Source organism: Pseudomonas sp. AFG_SD02_1510_Pfu_092 (assembly GCF_003331055.1).
Taxonomy (GTDB): Bacteria; Pseudomonadota; Gammaproteobacteria; order Pseudomonadales; family Pseudomonadaceae; genus Aquipseudomonas.
Genome location: NZ_PUQD01000007.1, coordinates 104,274 through 119,606, shown reverse-complemented (window position 1 = coordinate 119,606; position 15,333 = coordinate 104,274). Strand labels below are relative to the sequence as shown.

13 protein-coding genes are annotated in these 15,333 nt (G+C 63.2%); 6 read left to right on the top strand and 7 right to left on the bottom strand.

Annotated elements, in window-relative coordinates:
- Positions 1-16: 16 nt before the first annotated feature.
- The 5 genes from C6A77_RS05455 to acs all read right to left on the bottom strand — a co-directional run bounded on the left by C6A77_RS05455 (position 17) and on the right by acs (position 5,662).
- Positions 17-781 (bottom strand): ABC transporter ATP-binding protein, encoded by a 765-nt coding sequence (locus tag C6A77_RS05455; RefSeq protein ID WP_114168366.1) that lies wholly within the window; start codon positions 779-781, stop codon positions 17-19.
- A 22-nt stretch (positions 782-803) separates the two neighbouring features.
- Positions 804-1,502 carry an ABC transporter permease gene (locus C6A77_RS05450; protein WP_114168365.1) on the bottom strand — a complete coding sequence of 233 codons (699 nt, stop codon included), beginning with the start codon at positions 1,500-1,502 and terminating at the stop codon, positions 804-806.
- Entirely contained in the window at positions 1,499-2,188 is a 690-nt protein-coding gene (locus C6A77_RS05445) for an ABC transporter permease (RefSeq protein WP_016488497.1), read from the bottom strand. Before C6A77_RS05445 ends, C6A77_RS05450 begins: the two co-directional genes overlap by 4 nt.
- A gap of 88 nt (positions 2,189-2,276) precedes the next feature.
- Positions 2,277-3,062: an ABC transporter substrate-binding protein gene (locus C6A77_RS05440; RefSeq protein ID WP_114168364.1), complete on the bottom strand. Its 786-nt coding sequence runs from the start codon at positions 3,060-3,062 to the stop codon at positions 2,277-2,279.
- Positions 3,063-3,700: 638 nt separating this feature from the next.
- Positions 3,701-5,662 (bottom strand): acetate--CoA ligase, encoded by a 1,962-nt coding sequence (gene acs / locus C6A77_RS05435; protein WP_114168363.1) that lies wholly within the window; start codon positions 5,660-5,662, stop codon positions 3,701-3,703.
- Between the two features lie 397 nt (positions 5,663-6,059).
- Here acs and C6A77_RS05430 point away from each other — a divergent pair, with 397 nt between their 5' ends.
- Positions 6,060-6,314, top strand: coding sequence for a DUF2790 domain-containing protein (locus tag C6A77_RS05430; RefSeq protein ID WP_003260110.1), 255 nt, complete (start codon positions 6,060-6,062; stop codon positions 6,312-6,314).
- Between the two features lie 144 nt (positions 6,315-6,458).
- On the opposite strand, the gene C6A77_RS05425 is transcribed toward C6A77_RS05430, so the two are convergent.
- Positions 6,459-8,018: a sigma-54-dependent transcriptional regulator gene (locus C6A77_RS05425; protein ID WP_114168362.1), complete on the bottom strand. Its 1,560-nt coding sequence runs from the start codon at positions 8,016-8,018 to the stop codon at positions 6,459-6,461.
- A 256-nt stretch (positions 8,019-8,274) separates the two neighbouring features.
- On the opposite strand from C6A77_RS05425, the gene phhA reads away from it, so the two are divergent.
- The 4 genes from phhA (at position 8,275) to C6A77_RS05405 (ending at position 11,160) form a co-directional block, all read left to right on the top strand.
- A complete protein-coding gene (phhA, locus tag C6A77_RS05415; protein WP_114168361.1) occupies positions 8,275-9,063 on the top strand; it encodes a phenylalanine 4-monooxygenase in 789 nt (262 codons plus the stop codon).
- Positions 9,064-9,103: 40 nt separating this feature from the next.
- Complete coding sequence (locus C6A77_RS05410; protein ID WP_114168360.1) at positions 9,104-9,460, top strand: 4a-hydroxytetrahydrobiopterin dehydratase; 357 nt, start codon at positions 9,104-9,106, stop codon at positions 9,458-9,460.
- 292 nt (positions 9,461-9,752) lie between these two features.
- Complete coding sequence (locus C6A77_RS26085; RefSeq protein WP_256202935.1) at positions 9,753-9,881, top strand: hypothetical protein; 129 nt, start codon at positions 9,753-9,755, stop codon at positions 9,879-9,881.
- A gap of 91 nt (positions 9,882-9,972) precedes the next feature.
- The gene (locus C6A77_RS05405; RefSeq protein ID WP_114168359.1) at positions 9,973-11,160 is read left to right on the top strand and encodes an MFS transporter; all 1,188 of its coding nucleotides are present in this window, start codon (positions 9,973-9,975) and stop codon (positions 11,158-11,160) included.
- A gap of 93 nt (positions 11,161-11,253) precedes the next feature.
- Here C6A77_RS05405 and C6A77_RS05400 read toward each other — a convergent pair whose 3' ends face one another.
- Entirely contained in the window at positions 11,254-14,274 is a 3,021-nt protein-coding gene (locus C6A77_RS05400) for an FAD-binding and (Fe-S)-binding domain-containing protein (RefSeq protein ID WP_114168358.1), read from the bottom strand.
- Positions 14,275-14,426: 152 nt separating this feature from the next.
- Between C6A77_RS05400 and C6A77_RS05395 the strand changes: the two genes are divergently transcribed.
- On the top strand, positions 14,427-15,311 hold the full coding sequence (locus C6A77_RS05395) for a LysR substrate-binding domain-containing protein (protein ID WP_114168357.1): 885 nt from the start codon (positions 14,427-14,429) through the stop codon (positions 15,309-15,311).
- The last annotated feature ends 22 nt before the right edge of the window (positions 15,312-15,333 follow it).

The window sequence follows — 15,333 nt, the reverse complement described above, 5'->3', positions numbered from 1 at the left end:
TGCAAAAAAGCAGCTTTTACTTCAGGCTGCCGGAGAGGAACTGCTTCAGGCGCTCCGACTGTGGGTTGGCCAGCACTTCGCGCGGGCAGCCGGTTTCTTCCACCAGGCCTTTGTGCAGGAACACCAGCTGGTTGGACACCTCGCGGGCAAAGCCCATTTCGTGGGTCACCACCACCATGGTGCGGCCTTCCTGGGCCAGCGCCTGCATCACCTTGAGCACATCGCCCACCAGCTCCGGGTCCAGCGCCGAGGTAGGTTCGTCGAACAGCATCACCTCCGGCTCCATCGCCAGCGCCCGGGCAATCGCCACACGCTGCTGCTCACCACCGGACATATGCCCCGGGAAGGCATCCTTGCGGTGCGCGACACCCACCTTGGCCAGGTAGTGCTCGGCCTTTTCCAGGGCCTCCTTGCGGTTCACGCCCAGCACGTGCACCGGCGCTTCGATGATGTTTTCCAGCGCGGTCATGTGCGACCACAGGTTGAAGTGCTGGAACACCATCGACAGGCGCGAACGCATGCGCTGCAACTGGCGCGGGTCGGCGGCCTTCAGCGCGCCGTCGCGGCCCGGTACCAGCTTGAGCTCTTCGTTGTTGAGCAGGATCTTGCCGGCGTGCGGCTGCTCCAGCAGGTTGATGCAGCGCAGGAAGGTCGACTTGCCCGAACCACTGGAGCCGATGATGCTGATGACATCGCCTGCCTTGGCCGACAGGGACACGCCCTTGAGCACTTCATGGCTGCCGTAGCGCTTGTGCAGGTCTTGGACTTCGAGTTTGTACATGCTGTCGATTCTCACAAAGCGGTCAGTGCTTGCGCGGCGCCAGGTAGCCGAGCCAGCGGCGTTCGGCCATCTTGAACAGGCGCACCAGGATGAAGGTCAGGCACAGGTAGAACACGCCCGCCGTGATGTAGGCCTCGAAAGGCAGGTAGTACTGGGCATTGACCGTACGTGCGGCACCGGTGATGTCGATCAGGGTGACGATCGACGCCAGGCTGGTGGTCTGCAACATCATGATCACTTCGTTGCTGTACTGCGGCAGCGCCCGGCGCAAGGCCGACGGCAGCAGGATGCGCCGGTACATCTTCATGCGCGACATGCCCATGGCCTTGGCCGCCTCGATCTCGCCATGCGGCGTGGCCTTGAGGCTGCCGGCGATGATCTCGGCGGTGTAGGCGCTGGTGTTGATACCGAACGCCAGGCACGCGCAGAAGGTGGCGCTGGACAGCAGCGGCCACAACACGCTTTCGCGCACCGCCTCGAACTGCGCCAGGCCGTAGTAGATCAGGAACAGCTGCACCAGCATGGGTGTGCCGCGGATCACGTAGGTGTAGAGCCAGGCAACCAGGTTGACTGCCGGCTGCTTGGAAACCCGCATCAGCCCCAGCGGAACGGCCGCCAGCAAACCGAAGAACAGCGAAATCGCCAGCAGCTTGAGGGTGGTCAGCAGGCCGCCGAAATACATCGGCAATGCCTCCCAGACGACGTTGTAGTCGAAGATCATAGTTCAGCCACCTTGACGCCCACCGAGTAGCGGCGCTCGAGATACTTCAGCGCCAGCAGCGAGACGCTGGTCAGCACCAGGTACAAGGCCGCCACCGCCAGGAAGAAGGTGAAAGGTTCGCGGGTGGCGTCGGCCGCCTGCTTGGCCTTGAACATCATGTCCTGCAGACCGACCACCGAAATCAGCGCGGTAGCCTTGGTCAGCACCAGCCAGTTGTTGGTGAAGCCCGGGATCGCCAGGCGAATCATTTGCGGCACCTGGATGCGGAAGAACACCTGGCGGTTGCTCATGCCGTAGGCAACCCCGGCCTCGGCCTGCCCCTTGGGAATCCCCAGGAAGGCACCACGGAAGGTTTCCGACAGGTAGGCACCAAAGATGAAGCCCAGGGTACCGATACCGGCCACCAGCGGGTTCAGGTCGATGTAGTCTTCGTAGCCGAGCAGCGGCGCCACCCGGTTGATGATGTCTTGCCCGCCGTAGAAGATCAGCAGGATCAGGACCAGGTCCGGAATGCCACGGATCACCGTGGAGTACAGATCGCCCAGCCAGGCCAACCAGCGCACTGGCGACAAGCGCAGCGCCACACCGATCAGGCCGAGCACGATGGCCAGGGCCATCGACGACAGGGCGAGCTGCAGCGTCAGCCACGCCCCGTCGAGGATGACTGCCCCGTAGCCTTTCAACATGATGAGGTCCTCGACCTAGGGATAGAAAAATGGTGCAAACCTCAGAGCCTCTGCTGTTTGCACCATTGCACAGGTGAAACCCGACGTCTTAGTTCGAGTCTGGACCGTAGATATCGAAGTTGAAGTACTTCTTCTCGATTTCTTTGTATTTGCCATTGGCGCGGATGGCGTCGATGGCCGCGTTGATGCGCTCGACGTTGGCCTTGTCACCCTTGCGCACGGCAATGCCGATGCCGTCGCCGAAGTACTTGGCGTCGGTGAAGGCCGGGCCTACGAACGCGAAGCCCTTGCCGGCGTCGGTCTTGAGGAAGCCGTCCTCGAGCAGGGTGGCGTCAGCCACGGTGCCGTCGAGGCGACCGGCTGCCACGTCCAGGTAGATTTCGTTCTGGGTGCCGTAAGGAACCACGGTGGCACCTTTGGCGCCCAGCACTTCCTTGGCGAAGCGGTCATGGATCGAGCCGCGCTGCACGCCGATCTTCTTGCCTTTCAGTTCATCCAGGCTTTCGCTGACGGTGGTGCCTTCCTTCATGACCAGGCGCGCCGGGGTCAGGTAATAGCGCTTGGTGAAGTCGACCGATTTTTTGCGGTCGTCAGTGATCGACATGGACGACAGGATGGCGTCGATCTTGCGCACTTTCAGCGCCGGGATCAGGCCGTCGAACTCCTGCTCGACCCAGGTGCACTTGGTTTTCATCTCTTCGCACAGGGCGTTGCCGATGTCGTAGTCGAAACCGGCGATGCTGCCGTCAGGTTGCTTGAAGGCGAAGGGTGGGTAGGCGGCTTCGATGCCGATTTTCAGCGGTTTTTCATCGGCCTGCGACACCAGGGAAAACACGGAAAGCGCCAGGGCGCCAAGCAGTGCGAGCTTCTTCATCAGGTAACTCCATCGGTACGGGGCAATACAAGGCAGGTAACAACTGCCCGATATGCGAATGGGTACAACGCGAGCCGCGCAGGGTTCGACCAAGGTCGCAGACCACGAGCGAGTGATTGGCATTTTAGCGACAGCCCGGTAGTCGATATTTCTTCAAAGCGACAACTACTTACAGAAGCGCCTGAAACCGCTGTGGGCAATGTTGACAGCCAATGCAAAATATGCAAAAGCGCAAGAAATAGAACCTATAGACCTAGCAATTCCTGGGCCTATTATTGGCAAAGCCTTGTAGGACGGCAAGTGTAGCGTGCTGTATTGCAAAAAATGGCGACGGGCATGCACCGAAACCGGCCGGAATTGTTTCCTGACGCCCCGATCTTGTGCAGGGCCGGTGACAGAACAGTTACCGATGAATGTCGGGTAACAGTAAAGCAAAAACCCCGCCGGTTGCCCGGGCGGGGTTTTTGTTGGCTTCTCGCAGATACAGCACCGACCTCAGGCACACGCCTTATCCTGTGGGAGCGGCTTCAGCCGCGAACACCGGCAACGCCGGTGCCATCCACCGCGCCGGGTTCTTCGCGGCTAAAGCCGCTCCCACAGGGATTGCACAAAGCCGCCAGCACTCGCCCGCTTCGCAATCAGGCCGAAGCCAGGCTCATCGCCTTGTGGGTATCGATCAGGTGCTGCACCACGCCCGGGTCGGCCAGGGTAGAGATGTCACCCAGCGCGTCGTACTCGCCCGTGGCGATCTTGCGCAGGATACGCCGCATGATCTTGCCCGAACGGGTCTTCGGCAGCCCTGGCGCCCACTGGATCACATCCGGCGAGGCGATCGGGCCGATTTCCTTGCGCACCCAGTTTTTCAGTTCCAGGCGCAGCTGTTCGCTGGCTTCGATGCCGGCATTGAGGGTGACATAGACATAGATGCCCTGGCCCTTGATGTCATGCGGCACGCCGACCACGGCAGCCTCGGCGACCTTCGCATGCGCGACCATGGCGCTTTCGATCTCGGCAGTGCCCATGCGGTGGCCGGACACGTTGAGCACATCGTCCACGCGGCCGGTGATCCAGTAGTAGCCGTCCTCGTCGCGGCGCGCGCCGTCACCGGTGAAATACATGCCACGGAAGGTCTTGAAGTAGGTGTCGACGAAACGGTCGTGGTCGCCGAACAGCGAGCGCGACTGGCCCGGCCAGGAATCGAGGATCACCAGGTTGCCCTCGGCGGCGCCTTCGATCAGGTTGCCCAGGTTATCCACCAGCGCCGGCACCACGCCGAAGAACGGACGGGTCGCCGACCCCGGCTTGAGGCCGGTCGCGCCCGGCAGCGGGCTGATCAGGATGCCGCCGGTCTCGGTCTGCCACCAGGTGTCGACGATCGGGCAACGCTCCTTGCCCACGGTCTTGTAGTACCAGTTCCAGGCTTCGGGGTTGATCGGCTCGCCCACCGAGCCCAGCAGGCGCAGGCTGGAGCCGTCGGCGCCGGCAACCGCAGCCTGCCCTTCGGCCATCATCGCGCGGATGGCGGTAGGTGCGGTGTAAAGGATGTTGACCTTGTGCTTGTCGATGATCTTCGACACGCGGGTGATGTCCGGGTAGTTCGGCACGCCCTCGAACAGCAAGGTGGTGGCGCCGTTGGCCAGCGGGCCGTAGACGATGTAGCTGTGGCCGGTCACCCAACCGACGTCGGCGGTGCACCAGTACACCTCGCCCGGGCGATAGTCGAACACGCGCTCATGGGTCAGCGCGGCGTACACCAGGTAACCGCCGGTGGTGTGCAGCACGCCTTTCGGCTTGCCGGTGGAGCCGGAGGTATAAAGGATGAACAGTGCCTCCTCGGCGCCCATCTCTTTCGGCGCGCAGTGGCTGGAGGCCACTTTCATCAGGTCTTCGTACCAGATGTCGCGGTGCTGGTGCCAGGCAATGTCGCCACCGGTGCGCTTGCACACGATGATCTTCTGCACGCTGCTGGTTTCAGGGTTGGTCAGGGCGAGGTCGACGTTGGCCTTGAGCGGGGTACGGCGGCCGCCGCGCACGCCTTCGTCGGCGGTGATCACCACCTTGGACTTGCAGTCGATGATACGGCCGGCAAGCGCCTCGGGCGAGAAGCCGCCGAACACCACCGAGTGGATCGCGCCGATACGGGCACAGGCCAGCATGGCGACCACGGCTTCGGGAATCATCGGCATGTAGATGGTCACCACATCACCGCGGTGCACGTCCTGACCACGCAGGGCGTTGGCGAATTTGCAGACCTGCTCGTGCAGTTCGCGATAGGTGATGTTGCGGTGCTCGGAAGGGTCGTCGCCCTCCCAGATGATCGCCAGCTGGTCGCCGCGCTCTTTGAGGTGGCGGTCCAGGCAGTTGGAGGATACGTTCAGAGTGCCATCGGCAAACCACTTGATATCGACATGGTGATCGTCGAACGAGGTCTGCTTGACCTTGGTGAACGGCCTGATCCAGTCGATGCGCTGGGCCTGCTCGCGCCAGAAGCCGTCCGGGTTGATCACCGATTGCTGGTACATGGCCTTGTAGGTGGCCTCGTCGGTCAGGGTAGTGGCCGCAACCTCGGGACGAACGGGATACAGTGGAGCCGCACTCATCTGTGTTACCTCGGTGTAATAGTTGTTTTTGTATGGAACCGTTTGTAACTGTACCAGAGCGCCAAAAGCCATTCGACGTTGGTAGTAATTTGGTACGACCGTACCGGCGAAGCCCTCTGGCATGCGCCTTACAGCCCGACCGGACAGCAATCGGGGGGCCGTGTAAGAGGATTGTTACAGATTCTGTCAAAACACTTTATCAAAACACCCACTGTTTCAGCCCTGGGCCGAGCCATAAAATTCACCTCGCCAGCAACGGCAAGGCGATTAACCACTGGTAACAGCCCCCACGAAGGCACGCGTTGATCGCCACTTATTCCGACAGTTGAAACTTGTTGTACTCGCGGCGCCATAAGCGCCGCGTGCCCCCTCACGACCTTAGACAGGTAAATAGAAAATGAAAGCTTTACTGGTATTGGTACTTGGCAGTCTTTGCGGCGCGGCAATGGCCGGCGAAGCGAAAGATGCCGAGCAGATTCCGGTTGAACAGTACAGTTACTCGCAGCACCTGGACATTGCCCGCGTCATCTCCATGAGCGAAGTGCCCAATGTGTGCGAAGTGGTGCCAGCCCGCATGACCTACGAGGACTCCAAGGGCCAGAAGCACATTCTTGAATACCGCGTGATGGGGAATGGCTGCTCGAACGGCTGATAGCTTGTGAATTTTGGGGCCCTGTGGGCCCCATTCGCGGGCTCGCCCGCTCCCACATCTGCAAAGTGTCACGCAGTACCTGTGGGAGCGGGCAAGCCCGCGAAGAATATTGCGCCGAACCATCAGCCCATTAAACTGCCGAACTTAATCCGCCGACTTGCCCAGCGAATAATCGCGCAACTTGTTGGCAATCGTCGTATGCGAAACACCCAATCTTTTCCCCAGCGCCCGACTACTCGGAAATTCCCCCATCAAACTTTCCAGCACCGCTTTTTCAAAGCGCCCGACTATCTGCGAAAGACCGCCATCCAGCGAAAACTCCCCCAACGGTTGCCGCACGCCATAATCCGGCAAACGAACATGCTCACTTTTAACCACGCCGCCGTCACATAACGAAACCGCCTGGAACAGCACGTTCTCCAGTTGCCTTACATTGCCCGGCCAATGGTACTGGCCAAGTTTGTCCATCGCCGCCGGCGCCAGGCGCGGCATGGCACAACCAATCTGCCGGCTGGCCTGATCGAGAAAGTGTTGCACCAGCCCCTCCAGGCCATCCATGCATTCGCGCAGTGGCGGAATGTGCAACGACAACACATTGAGCCGGTGATACAGGTCCTGGCGGAATTCGCCACGGGCGCACAACTCCGACAAATCCACCTGGGTCGCGCAGATTACCCGCACATCCAGGTACACCTCTTCATCGCTGCCGACCCGGCGGAAGCAGCCATCCTGCAGAAAACGCAGCAGCTTCACCTGCAGGCGCGGGCTCATCTCCCCTACCCCGTCGAGAAACAGCGTGCCGCCGGCAGTCAGCTCCAGCAGCCCCAGCTTGCCCTCGGCCCGTGCCCCTTCGAATGCCCCAGGGCCATAACCGAACAGCTCGGTCTCGGCCATCGACTCGGGCAAACCGGCGCAGTTGAGCGCCATCAACGGCGACTGGCCGCGCGGGCTGGCCAGGTGGCAGGCACGCGCCAACAGTTCCTTGCCGGTGCCGGTCTCACCCTCGATCAGCAACGGCGCATCCAGCGGCGCCATGCGCCGCGCCTCGCGCACCACCGCAGCCATTACCCGCGAACTCTGGAAGATGCTGTCGAAACCGCGCAGCTCCTGCTTGCGCACGTTGTAGATGCGCTCACCGATCCGGTCGGCACGGTGCAGGGTGAGCACCGCGCCGGCCAGCGCCTCGCTGTCGTCGTGCTCGGACTGCAGCGGCGCGATATCGGCAAGGAACACATCGCCCTTGACCTTGATGCGCAAGCCGTTGATGCGCGACTTGTTGGCCCGTACCAGCTCCGGCAGGTCGAAATCTTCCACATAGCGCGCCAGCGGCATGCCCGGCACCTCGTCGACGCGCACCCCCAGCAGCTGCGCCGCGGCACGGTTGGCGGCGACGATGCTGCCGCCCATGTCGATCGACAACACCGGAAAGTCCAGCGCCCCCAGCAGCGCGTTCAGCTCCATGTGCCGCCGCTCGCTGGGCATCAGCCCCACGCGCTTGACGCCGAACACCCCGGCAATCGCCTCGAACTTGGGCCGCAGCGCCTGGAATTGCAGATTGATCAGGTTCGGGCAGTGCAGGTAGATGGCGTTGCCATGGTCACCGCCCACCTCGCCGCGTAGCACGTTGATGCCGTACTCCACCAGCAGGTTGAGGATGTCGCGCAGGATGCCAATGCGGTTCTGGCAGTGCACTTTGATACGCATGAGGGCTCTCGAGGCGCCGATGTTTTTCAACACCGCGCGCAAAAGTCGTAAAGATAAGCTGACAAAAACCGCCGAAGCATCAGCCAGATGGCTCGGATTTTCCGACACCTGCGGCTTTTTGTAAAATTATCGTTACGAAATCCGCGGCAAAAGCCGCCCGCACCCCTGGCCCTCCCCCGTGCAAAGCAGTCGATGAGGGGATATTCCTTAGGCATGTCCTGCACATAACAAGAAAAGCCCTCACCAGGAGAGCCCCATGAAACAGACGCAATACGTGGCACGCGAGCCCGATGCGCATGGTTTTATCGAGTATCCGCAGCAAGAGCATGCGGTATGGAACACCCTGATCACCCGTCAGCTGAAGGTGATCGAAGGCCGCGCATGCCAGGAATACCTGGACGGCATCGACCAGCTCAAGCTGCCCCACGACCGTATTCCGCAACTGGGCGAGATCAACAAGGTGCTGGGCGCCACCACCGGTTGGCAGGTAGCCCGGGTGCCGGCGCTGATCCCCTTCCAGACCTTCTTCGAACTGCTGGCCAGCAAGCGCTTCCCGGTCGCCACCTTCATCCGCACCCCGCAAGAGCTGGACTACCTGCAAGAGCCCGACATCTTCCACGAGATTTTCGGCCACTGCCCGCTGCTGACCAACCCGTGGTTCGCCGAATTCACCCACACCTACGGCAAGCTCGGCCTGGCCGCGACCAAGGAACAACGCGTGTATCTGGCGCGCCTGTACTGGATGACCATCGAGTTCGGCCTGATGGAAACCGCCCAGGGTCGCAAGATTTATGGCGGTGGCATCCTCTCGTCGCCGAAAGAGACCGTCTACAGTCTGTCTGGCGAACCGGAGCACCAGGCCTTCGACCCGGTCGAGGCGATGCGTACGCCGTACCGCATCGACATCCTGCAGCCGCTGTATTTCGTGCTGCCGAACATGAAGCGCCTGTTCGACCTGGCCCACGAAGACATCATGGGCATGGTTCACAAAGCCATGCAGCTGGGCCTGCACGCCCCCAAGTTTCCACCCAAGGTCGCCGCCTGAGCGGACCTTGCCGATAACAACTCGAAGCGGAAAACACCACATGAATGCCTTGAACCAAGCCCATTGCGAAGCCTGCCGCGCTGACGCACCGAAGGTCACCGACGAAGAGCTGGCCGAGCTGATTCGGGAAATCCCGGACTGGAACATCGAAGTACGTGACGGCCACATGGAGCTGGAGCGCGTATTCCTGTTCAAGAACTTCAAGCATGCCCTGGCGTTCACCAATGCCGTGGGCGAAATCGCCGAGGCCGAGGGCCACCACCCGGGCCTGCTGACCGAGTGGGGCAAGGTCACCGTGACCTGGTGGAGCCACTCGATCAAAGGCCTGCACCGCAATGACTTCATCATGTGCGCGCGCACTGACAAGGTTGCGCAGACGGCTGAAGGCCGCAAGTAATCGTTTCAGGATTGGGGCCGCTGCGCGCCCCTTCGCGGGCTTGCCCGCTCCCACAGAGGCCGCGTAACCCTGGGTTTTCGCAGCACCCTGTGGGAGCGGGCGCGCCCGCGAAGGGGCGCACAGCGGCCCCAATTTTTTCCCCCGCCAAATGTCCGCTGTTCGCCCGCAAAACCGACCAACGATCGGCAAAAAATCCAAACTGTCATCCAGACTTGTGTATCCTGCCCTTGCTTCGCGAAGCCCAAACGCGCCTGGCGCAGACTTTTCACTCACACTTGCGAGGAACGACGAGATGCATGAAATCCCGAATCTTCCCTTCCCAAGCCTGAACCCAGAAGAGCCAACCGTGACCGTTCACGCCGAACCGGCAACTGCCGTCGAGCAGGATGGTGACGATCAATCCAGCGCTGACCAGGAATAACCGCGCATCCCCCGACTGTGTGAAAACGGCTGACCTGCGGGCTACCCCCGTCATCACGTTTTCACACCGTCCAGAATCTACGTAGGCCCTCATGCCCGACTCACCGCGCCCCCTTGCGGTCACCCTGCAAGTCGTCTCCATCGTCCTGTTCACCTTCATCGGCTACCTGAACATCGGCATCCCGCTGGCCGTACTGCCCGGCTATGTGCACAACGAACTGGGCTTCAGCGCCGTGGTCGCCGGCCTGGTGATCAGCGTCCAATACCTGGCCACCCTGCTCAGCCGCCCCACCGCCAGCCGCATCATCGACAACCACGGCAGCAAGAAGGCCGTCATGTATGGCCTGGCCGGCTGCGGGCTCAGCGGGGTGTTCATGCTGGCCTGCGCCTTTCTCACCCAGCTGCCGTGGCTGAGCCTGACCTGCCTGCTGCTCGGCCGCCTGGTGCTGGGCAGCGCGGAAAGCCTGGTGGGTTCGGGCTCGATCGGCTGGGGCATCGGCCGGGTGGGCGCGGCCAATACCGCCAAAGTCATTTCCTGGAACGGCATCGCCAGTTACGGCGCACTGGCGGTCGGCGCGCCGCTCGGCGTGCTGATGGTCAAGGGCCTAGGGCTGTGGAGCATGGGCGTGAGCATCATCTTGCTATGCGCGCTCGGCCTGTTGCTGGCCTGGCCCAAGCAGGCGGCACCGATTGTCAGCGGCGTACGCCTGCCGTTTCTGCGGGTGCTGGGCAAGGTGTTTCCGCATGGGTCCGGGCTGGCCCTGGGCTCGATCGGCTTTGGCACCATCGCCACCTTCATCACGCTGTACTACGCCAGCCGTGGCTGGGCCAATGCCGCACTGACCCTGAGCCTGTTCGGCGCCAGCTTCATCAGTGCGCGGCTGCTGTTCGGCAACCTGATCAACCGGCTTGGCGGTTTTCGCGTGGCGATCGCCTGCCTGTCGGTGGAAACCTTGGGGTTGCTGATGCTGTGGCTGGCGCCCAGCGCCGAACTGGCGTTGGCCGGGGCTGCGTTGAGCGGGTTCGGATTCTCGCTGGTGTTCCCGGCCTTGGGCGTGGAGGCAGTGAACCAGGTATCGGCAGCCAACCGCGGGGCGGCGGTGGGGGCGTATTCGCTGTTCATCGATTTGTCGCTGGGCGTGACCGGTCCGCTGGTGGGCGCGGTGGCGGCGGGGTTCGGCTTTGCTTCGATGTTCCTGTTTGCTGCTGGGGCGGCGGCTTGCGGGCTGGTGTTGAGCCTGTATCTGTACCGGCAGGCGCGTCGGGAGCGTAGTCACTAAAAGCGCGGGCGCTCCCACAGGAGATCGCACACTTCCTGTGGGAGCGGCCTTGTGTCGCGATGGGCTGCGAAGCAGCCCCCGAGGCCATCAGCCCTAGCGCTTGACGTACTGCAACACCACTTCCAGCGGGTGGCGCATCTGCCGTTCGGTCATACGCTTGACCTGGCTGCGGCACGAATAGCCGGTCGCCAACGGCTCGCCTTGCTTGTCCAGCTTGGTCGCCCAGCTCTGCTCGAAGATGGTCCGCGAGGTGTCCTGGTTGCGCGCCTCGTGCCCATAGGTACCGGACATGCCACAGCACCCCGTCGCCTCGGTCACCAGCTTCAACCCCAGACGCGCGAACACCTGCTCCCATTGCCGGGTACTGGCCGGTACGTTGGTCTTTTCGGTGCAATGGGCCATCAGGCGGAAGTTGCCCGGCGCGGTCGGCGCCTGTTCCGGCAGCACATCCATCAGCCATTCCTGCGGCAGCAGCACCTGCGGGCAACCCTCCAGCCCCGGCACCTTCTGGTATTCCTGGCGGTACACCAGGGTCATCGCCGGGTCCAGGCCGACCAGCGGCACGCCGCAATCGGCCAGCGCCTTGAGCTGGGTGGCATTGCGGATCGCCGCCCTGGCGAATGCGCCGAGGAAGCCCTGCACATGCAGCGGCTTGCCATTGGCACTGTACGGCGCCAGGAACACCCGGTGGCCCAGGCGGTGCGCCAGGTCGATGAAGGCCGACAGCAACGGCGTCTCGAAGTAACGGGTAAAGGCATCCTGCACCAGCACGATGCTGCGCTCGCGCTGGGCCGGGGTCAGTTCGCGCAGGGCCGGCACCGTGGCCACGCCCACGCGGCAGCGGGTCAGGGTGGCCTGGAAGTTGAAGCGGCTGATCAGCGGGCTATCGACCATACCGACCTTGTCGGCCAGCAACCGGCTCACCCACTTCGAGCCCATCACCGCGTTGTACAGGCCCGGCGCATGGGCCAGGTACGGGATGGTGAACTCCAGCGAGCCGATCAGGTAGTCACGCAGCGGGCGCTGGTAGCGGCCGTGGTACAGCTCGAGGAAGCGCGAGCGGAAGTCCGGCACGTTGACCTTGATCGGGCACTGCCCGGCGCACGACTTGCACGCCAGGCAGCCGGCCATGGCGTCGTATACCTCATGGGAAAAATCTTCCTGGCCCTGGCTGCGCGCGCGGTTGTTGCGCAGCCGCGCTGGCAGGCCCTTGAGCCACGACACCTGGTTGCGCGCGGCGGCCAGCACATCGATGTTCGCGTCGCCCTGCAAGCGCAGCCATTCGCGCATCAGCGAGGCACGGCCCTTGGGCGAATGCTGGCGCTCACGGGTGGCCTTCCACGACGGGCACATGGCGTCGTTGGGGTCGTAGTTGTAGCAGGCGCCATTGCCATTGCAGTGCACGGCGCCAGGGAAATCCTGCCACACGCGCTCGTCGATGGTACGGTCGAGGTCACCGCGCAGGGTCACGCCGTCCACCGGGGTCAGGCCCTCGGCGCTGCCTGGCGGGGTGCAGATCTTGCCCGGGTTGAGCTGGTTGTGCGGGTCGAAGGCGCCCTTCAGGCGCTGCAGCGCCGGGTACAGCTCGCCGAAGTATTCCGGCACGTACTCCGAACGCAGGCCCTTGCCGTGTTCACCCCACAGCAGGCCGCCGTAGCGCTTGGTCAGCGCCGCCACGGCATCGGAAATCGGCTTGACCAGGGCAGCCTGGGCCGGGTCTTTCATGTCCAGCGCCGGGCGCACGTGCAGCACCCCGGCATCGACATGGCCGAACATGCCGTAGGCCAGGCCATGGCCATCGAGCAAGGCGCGGAATTCGGCGATGTAGTCGGCCAGTTGCTCCGGCGGTACCGCGGTGTCTTCCACGAACGGCTGCGGGCGCACTTCGCCCTCGACGTTGCCCAGCAGGCCAACCGAGCGCTTGCGCATGGTATACACGCGGGTCACCGCTTCGGCGCCCTCGGCCAGGGTATGGCCCAGGCGCTCGACGCTGGTGTCGCTCTGCAGGTGCTGGATGAACGCCTGCACCTTGGCGTTGACCTCGGCCGGGTCGTCCCCGCAGAACTCCACCAGGTTGATGCCCAGGGTCGGGCGCTCGGGGTCGGCCGGAAAGTATTCGGCGACGCTGTGCCAGACGATGTCCTTCATCGCCAGCATCAGCACCTTGGAGTCGACCGTCTCGATCGACAGCGGCTTGTGCGCCATCAGCGCGTTGGCATCACGCAGGGCATCCATGAAGCTGCTGTAACGGACGTTGACCAGCACCGCGTACTTGGGGATCGGCAGCACGTTGAGCTTGGCTTCGACCACATAGCCCAATGACCCTTCGGCACCGCACAGCACGCTGTTGAGATTGAAGCGGCCCTGCTCGTCGCGCAGGTGCGCCAGGTCGTAACCGGTCAGGCAGCGGTTGAGCTTGGGGAAGGTGGCCTCGATCAGTTCGCCTTGGGTTTGCTCGATCTCGCGCGCCATGCGGTACACCTCGCCGACCCGGCCGGGCGCGGCACAGGCCTGTTCCAGCGCGGCTTCGTCGATCGGCAGGCTGTGCAGGCGCTCGCCACCGAGCAGCACGCTGTGCAGTTCCAGCACGTGGTCGCGGGTCTTGCCGTAGGTGCAGCTGCCCTGGCCGCTGGCGTCGGTATTGATCATGCCGCCGACAGTGGCACGGTTGGAGGTGGACAGTTCCGGGGCAAAGAACAGGCCGTGCGGCTTCAGCGCGGCGTTGAGCTGGTCCTTGACGGTACCGGCCTGCACCCGCACCCAACGCTCCTCGACGTTGATTTCGAGCACCTGGTTCATGTGCCGCGACAGGTCGACCACGATACCGTCGGTCAGCGACTGGCCGTTGGTGCCGGTGCCACCGCCGCGCGGGGTCAGCTTGACTTGGCGGAAGCGCGCCTCGGCCATCAGCGTGGCGACCCGTGCCACGTCATCGGCGTCAAGCGGGAACACCGCCGCCTGCGGCAAGCGCTGGTAGATCGAGTTGTCGGTGGCGAGCACGGTGCGGGTGCCGTAGTCGGCGCTGATCTGGCCACGGAAGCCGCTGCTGCGCAGGGCTTCGAGGAATTCGGGGTAGGTGGCAGCGGGGGCAACGGTCGGCAACTGGGCGATCATCGAAGGATGGCCTCTTGATATGGGCTAATTCACGGGATTCCTGTCATACCAGCATGAGTGATGCCATGCGGGGATGACGCATGGGCCAATGTTCCTGTAGTTTCGCTTGCGGGGCAAACGGATAATCCTGCCGCTATCGATGACTTTAATGAATGAATTACCGCCACCTGACCCCGTCCATGTCGCTGCTGCTGGCATTCGAGGCCGCCGCCCGGCATGAAAGCTACACCCGCGCCGCCGCCGAGCTGTCGCTGACCCAGAGCGCGGTCAGCCGCCAGGTGCAGGCGCTGGAGCAGCAGCTGGGCCTGACCCTGTTCCGCCGCGAGGGGCGCCAGGTGCAGCTGACCGATGTCGGCCGGCTGTATCAGCGCGAGCTCAGCGAGGCGCTGGGGCGCATACGCAGCGCCACCTTGCAGGCACTGGCCTACCAATCGGGGGTCGGCACCTTGCGCCTGGCCACCTTGCCCACCTTCGGCTCGAAATGGCTGCTGCCGCGGCTGCATGCGTTCTACAGCGCGCACCCGGGCATGCTGGTGCACATTCATTCACGCATCGAAGCGATCAATTTCGACACCAGCGAGATCGATGCCGCCATCGGCGTGGCCAGCCACGACCTGCCGGGGCTGGTCTGCCATCGCCTGCATGCCGAGGAACTGGTGGTGATCCTGCCGCCGGAGGCGGCTGCGCATGGCCAGGACTGGCCCCCGGCGCGGATCAGTGAAGAGGTGCTGCTGAACGTGGCCAACAACCCGCACGCCTGGGGCGAGTGGTTCTCCCACCATGGCCTGGCACACCGGGCGATGCGCCTGGGGCCGAGCTTCGAGCTGACCTCGCACCTGATCCAGGCGGTACGGGCCGGGATCGGCATCGGCCTGGTGCCGCGCATCCTGGTGGAGGAAGAACTGGCCAAGGGCGAGCTGTACAGCCCCGGGGAGGCGTTTGCCAGCCAGCGCAGTTATTACCTGATTTACCCGCCGCGGAACGAGGCCTTGCCATCGTTGCGGGCGTTTCGCAGCTGGTTGCTCGAACAGATCTGAAGTCTGGGCTGCCTGTACCGGC

Excerpts from the sequence above, each read along its gene's own strand:
- C6A77_RS05405 (WP_114168359.1), top strand. The coding sequence starts at position 9,973 with ATGCCCGACTCACCGCGCCCCCTTGCGGTCACCCTGCAAGTCGTCTCC.
- C6A77_RS05440 (WP_114168364.1), bottom strand. The coding sequence starts at position 3,062 with ATGAAGAAGCTCGCACTGCTTGGCGCCCTGGCGCTTTCCGTGTTTTCC.
- C6A77_RS05445 (WP_016488497.1), bottom strand. The coding sequence starts at position 2,188 with ATGTTGAAAGGCTACGGGGCAGTCATCCTCGACGGGGCGTGGCTGACG.
- C6A77_RS05430 (WP_003260110.1), top strand. The coding sequence starts at position 6,060 with ATGAAAGCTTTACTGGTATTGGTACTTGGCAGTCTTTGCGGCGCGGCA.
- C6A77_RS05410 (WP_114168360.1), top strand. The coding sequence starts at position 9,104 with ATGAATGCCTTGAACCAAGCCCATTGCGAAGCCTGCCGCGCTGACGCA.
- C6A77_RS26085 (WP_256202935.1), top strand. The coding sequence starts at position 9,753 with ATGCATGAAATCCCGAATCTTCCCTTCCCAAGCCTGAACCCAGAAGAG.
- C6A77_RS05425 (WP_114168362.1), bottom strand. The coding sequence starts at position 8,018 with ATGCGTATCAAAGTGCACTGCCAGAACCGCATTGGCATCCTGCGCGAC.
- acs (WP_114168363.1), bottom strand. The coding sequence starts at position 5,662 with ATGAGTGCGGCTCCACTGTATCCCGTTCGTCCCGAGGTTGCGGCCACT.
- C6A77_RS05455 (WP_114168366.1), bottom strand. The coding sequence starts at position 781 with ATGTACAAACTCGAAGTCCAAGACCTGCACAAGCGCTACGGCAGCCAT.
- C6A77_RS05395 (WP_114168357.1), top strand. The coding sequence starts at position 14,427 with ATGAATTACCGCCACCTGACCCCGTCCATGTCGCTGCTGCTGGCATTC.
- C6A77_RS05400 (WP_114168358.1), bottom strand. The coding sequence starts at position 14,274 with ATGATCGCCCAGTTGCCGACCGTTGCCCCCGCTGCCACCTACCCCGAA.
- phhA (WP_114168361.1), top strand. The coding sequence starts at position 8,275 with ATGAAACAGACGCAATACGTGGCACGCGAGCCCGATGCGCATGGTTTT.
- C6A77_RS05450 (WP_114168365.1), bottom strand. The coding sequence starts at position 1,502 with ATGATCTTCGACTACAACGTCGTCTGGGAGGCATTGCCGATGTATTTC.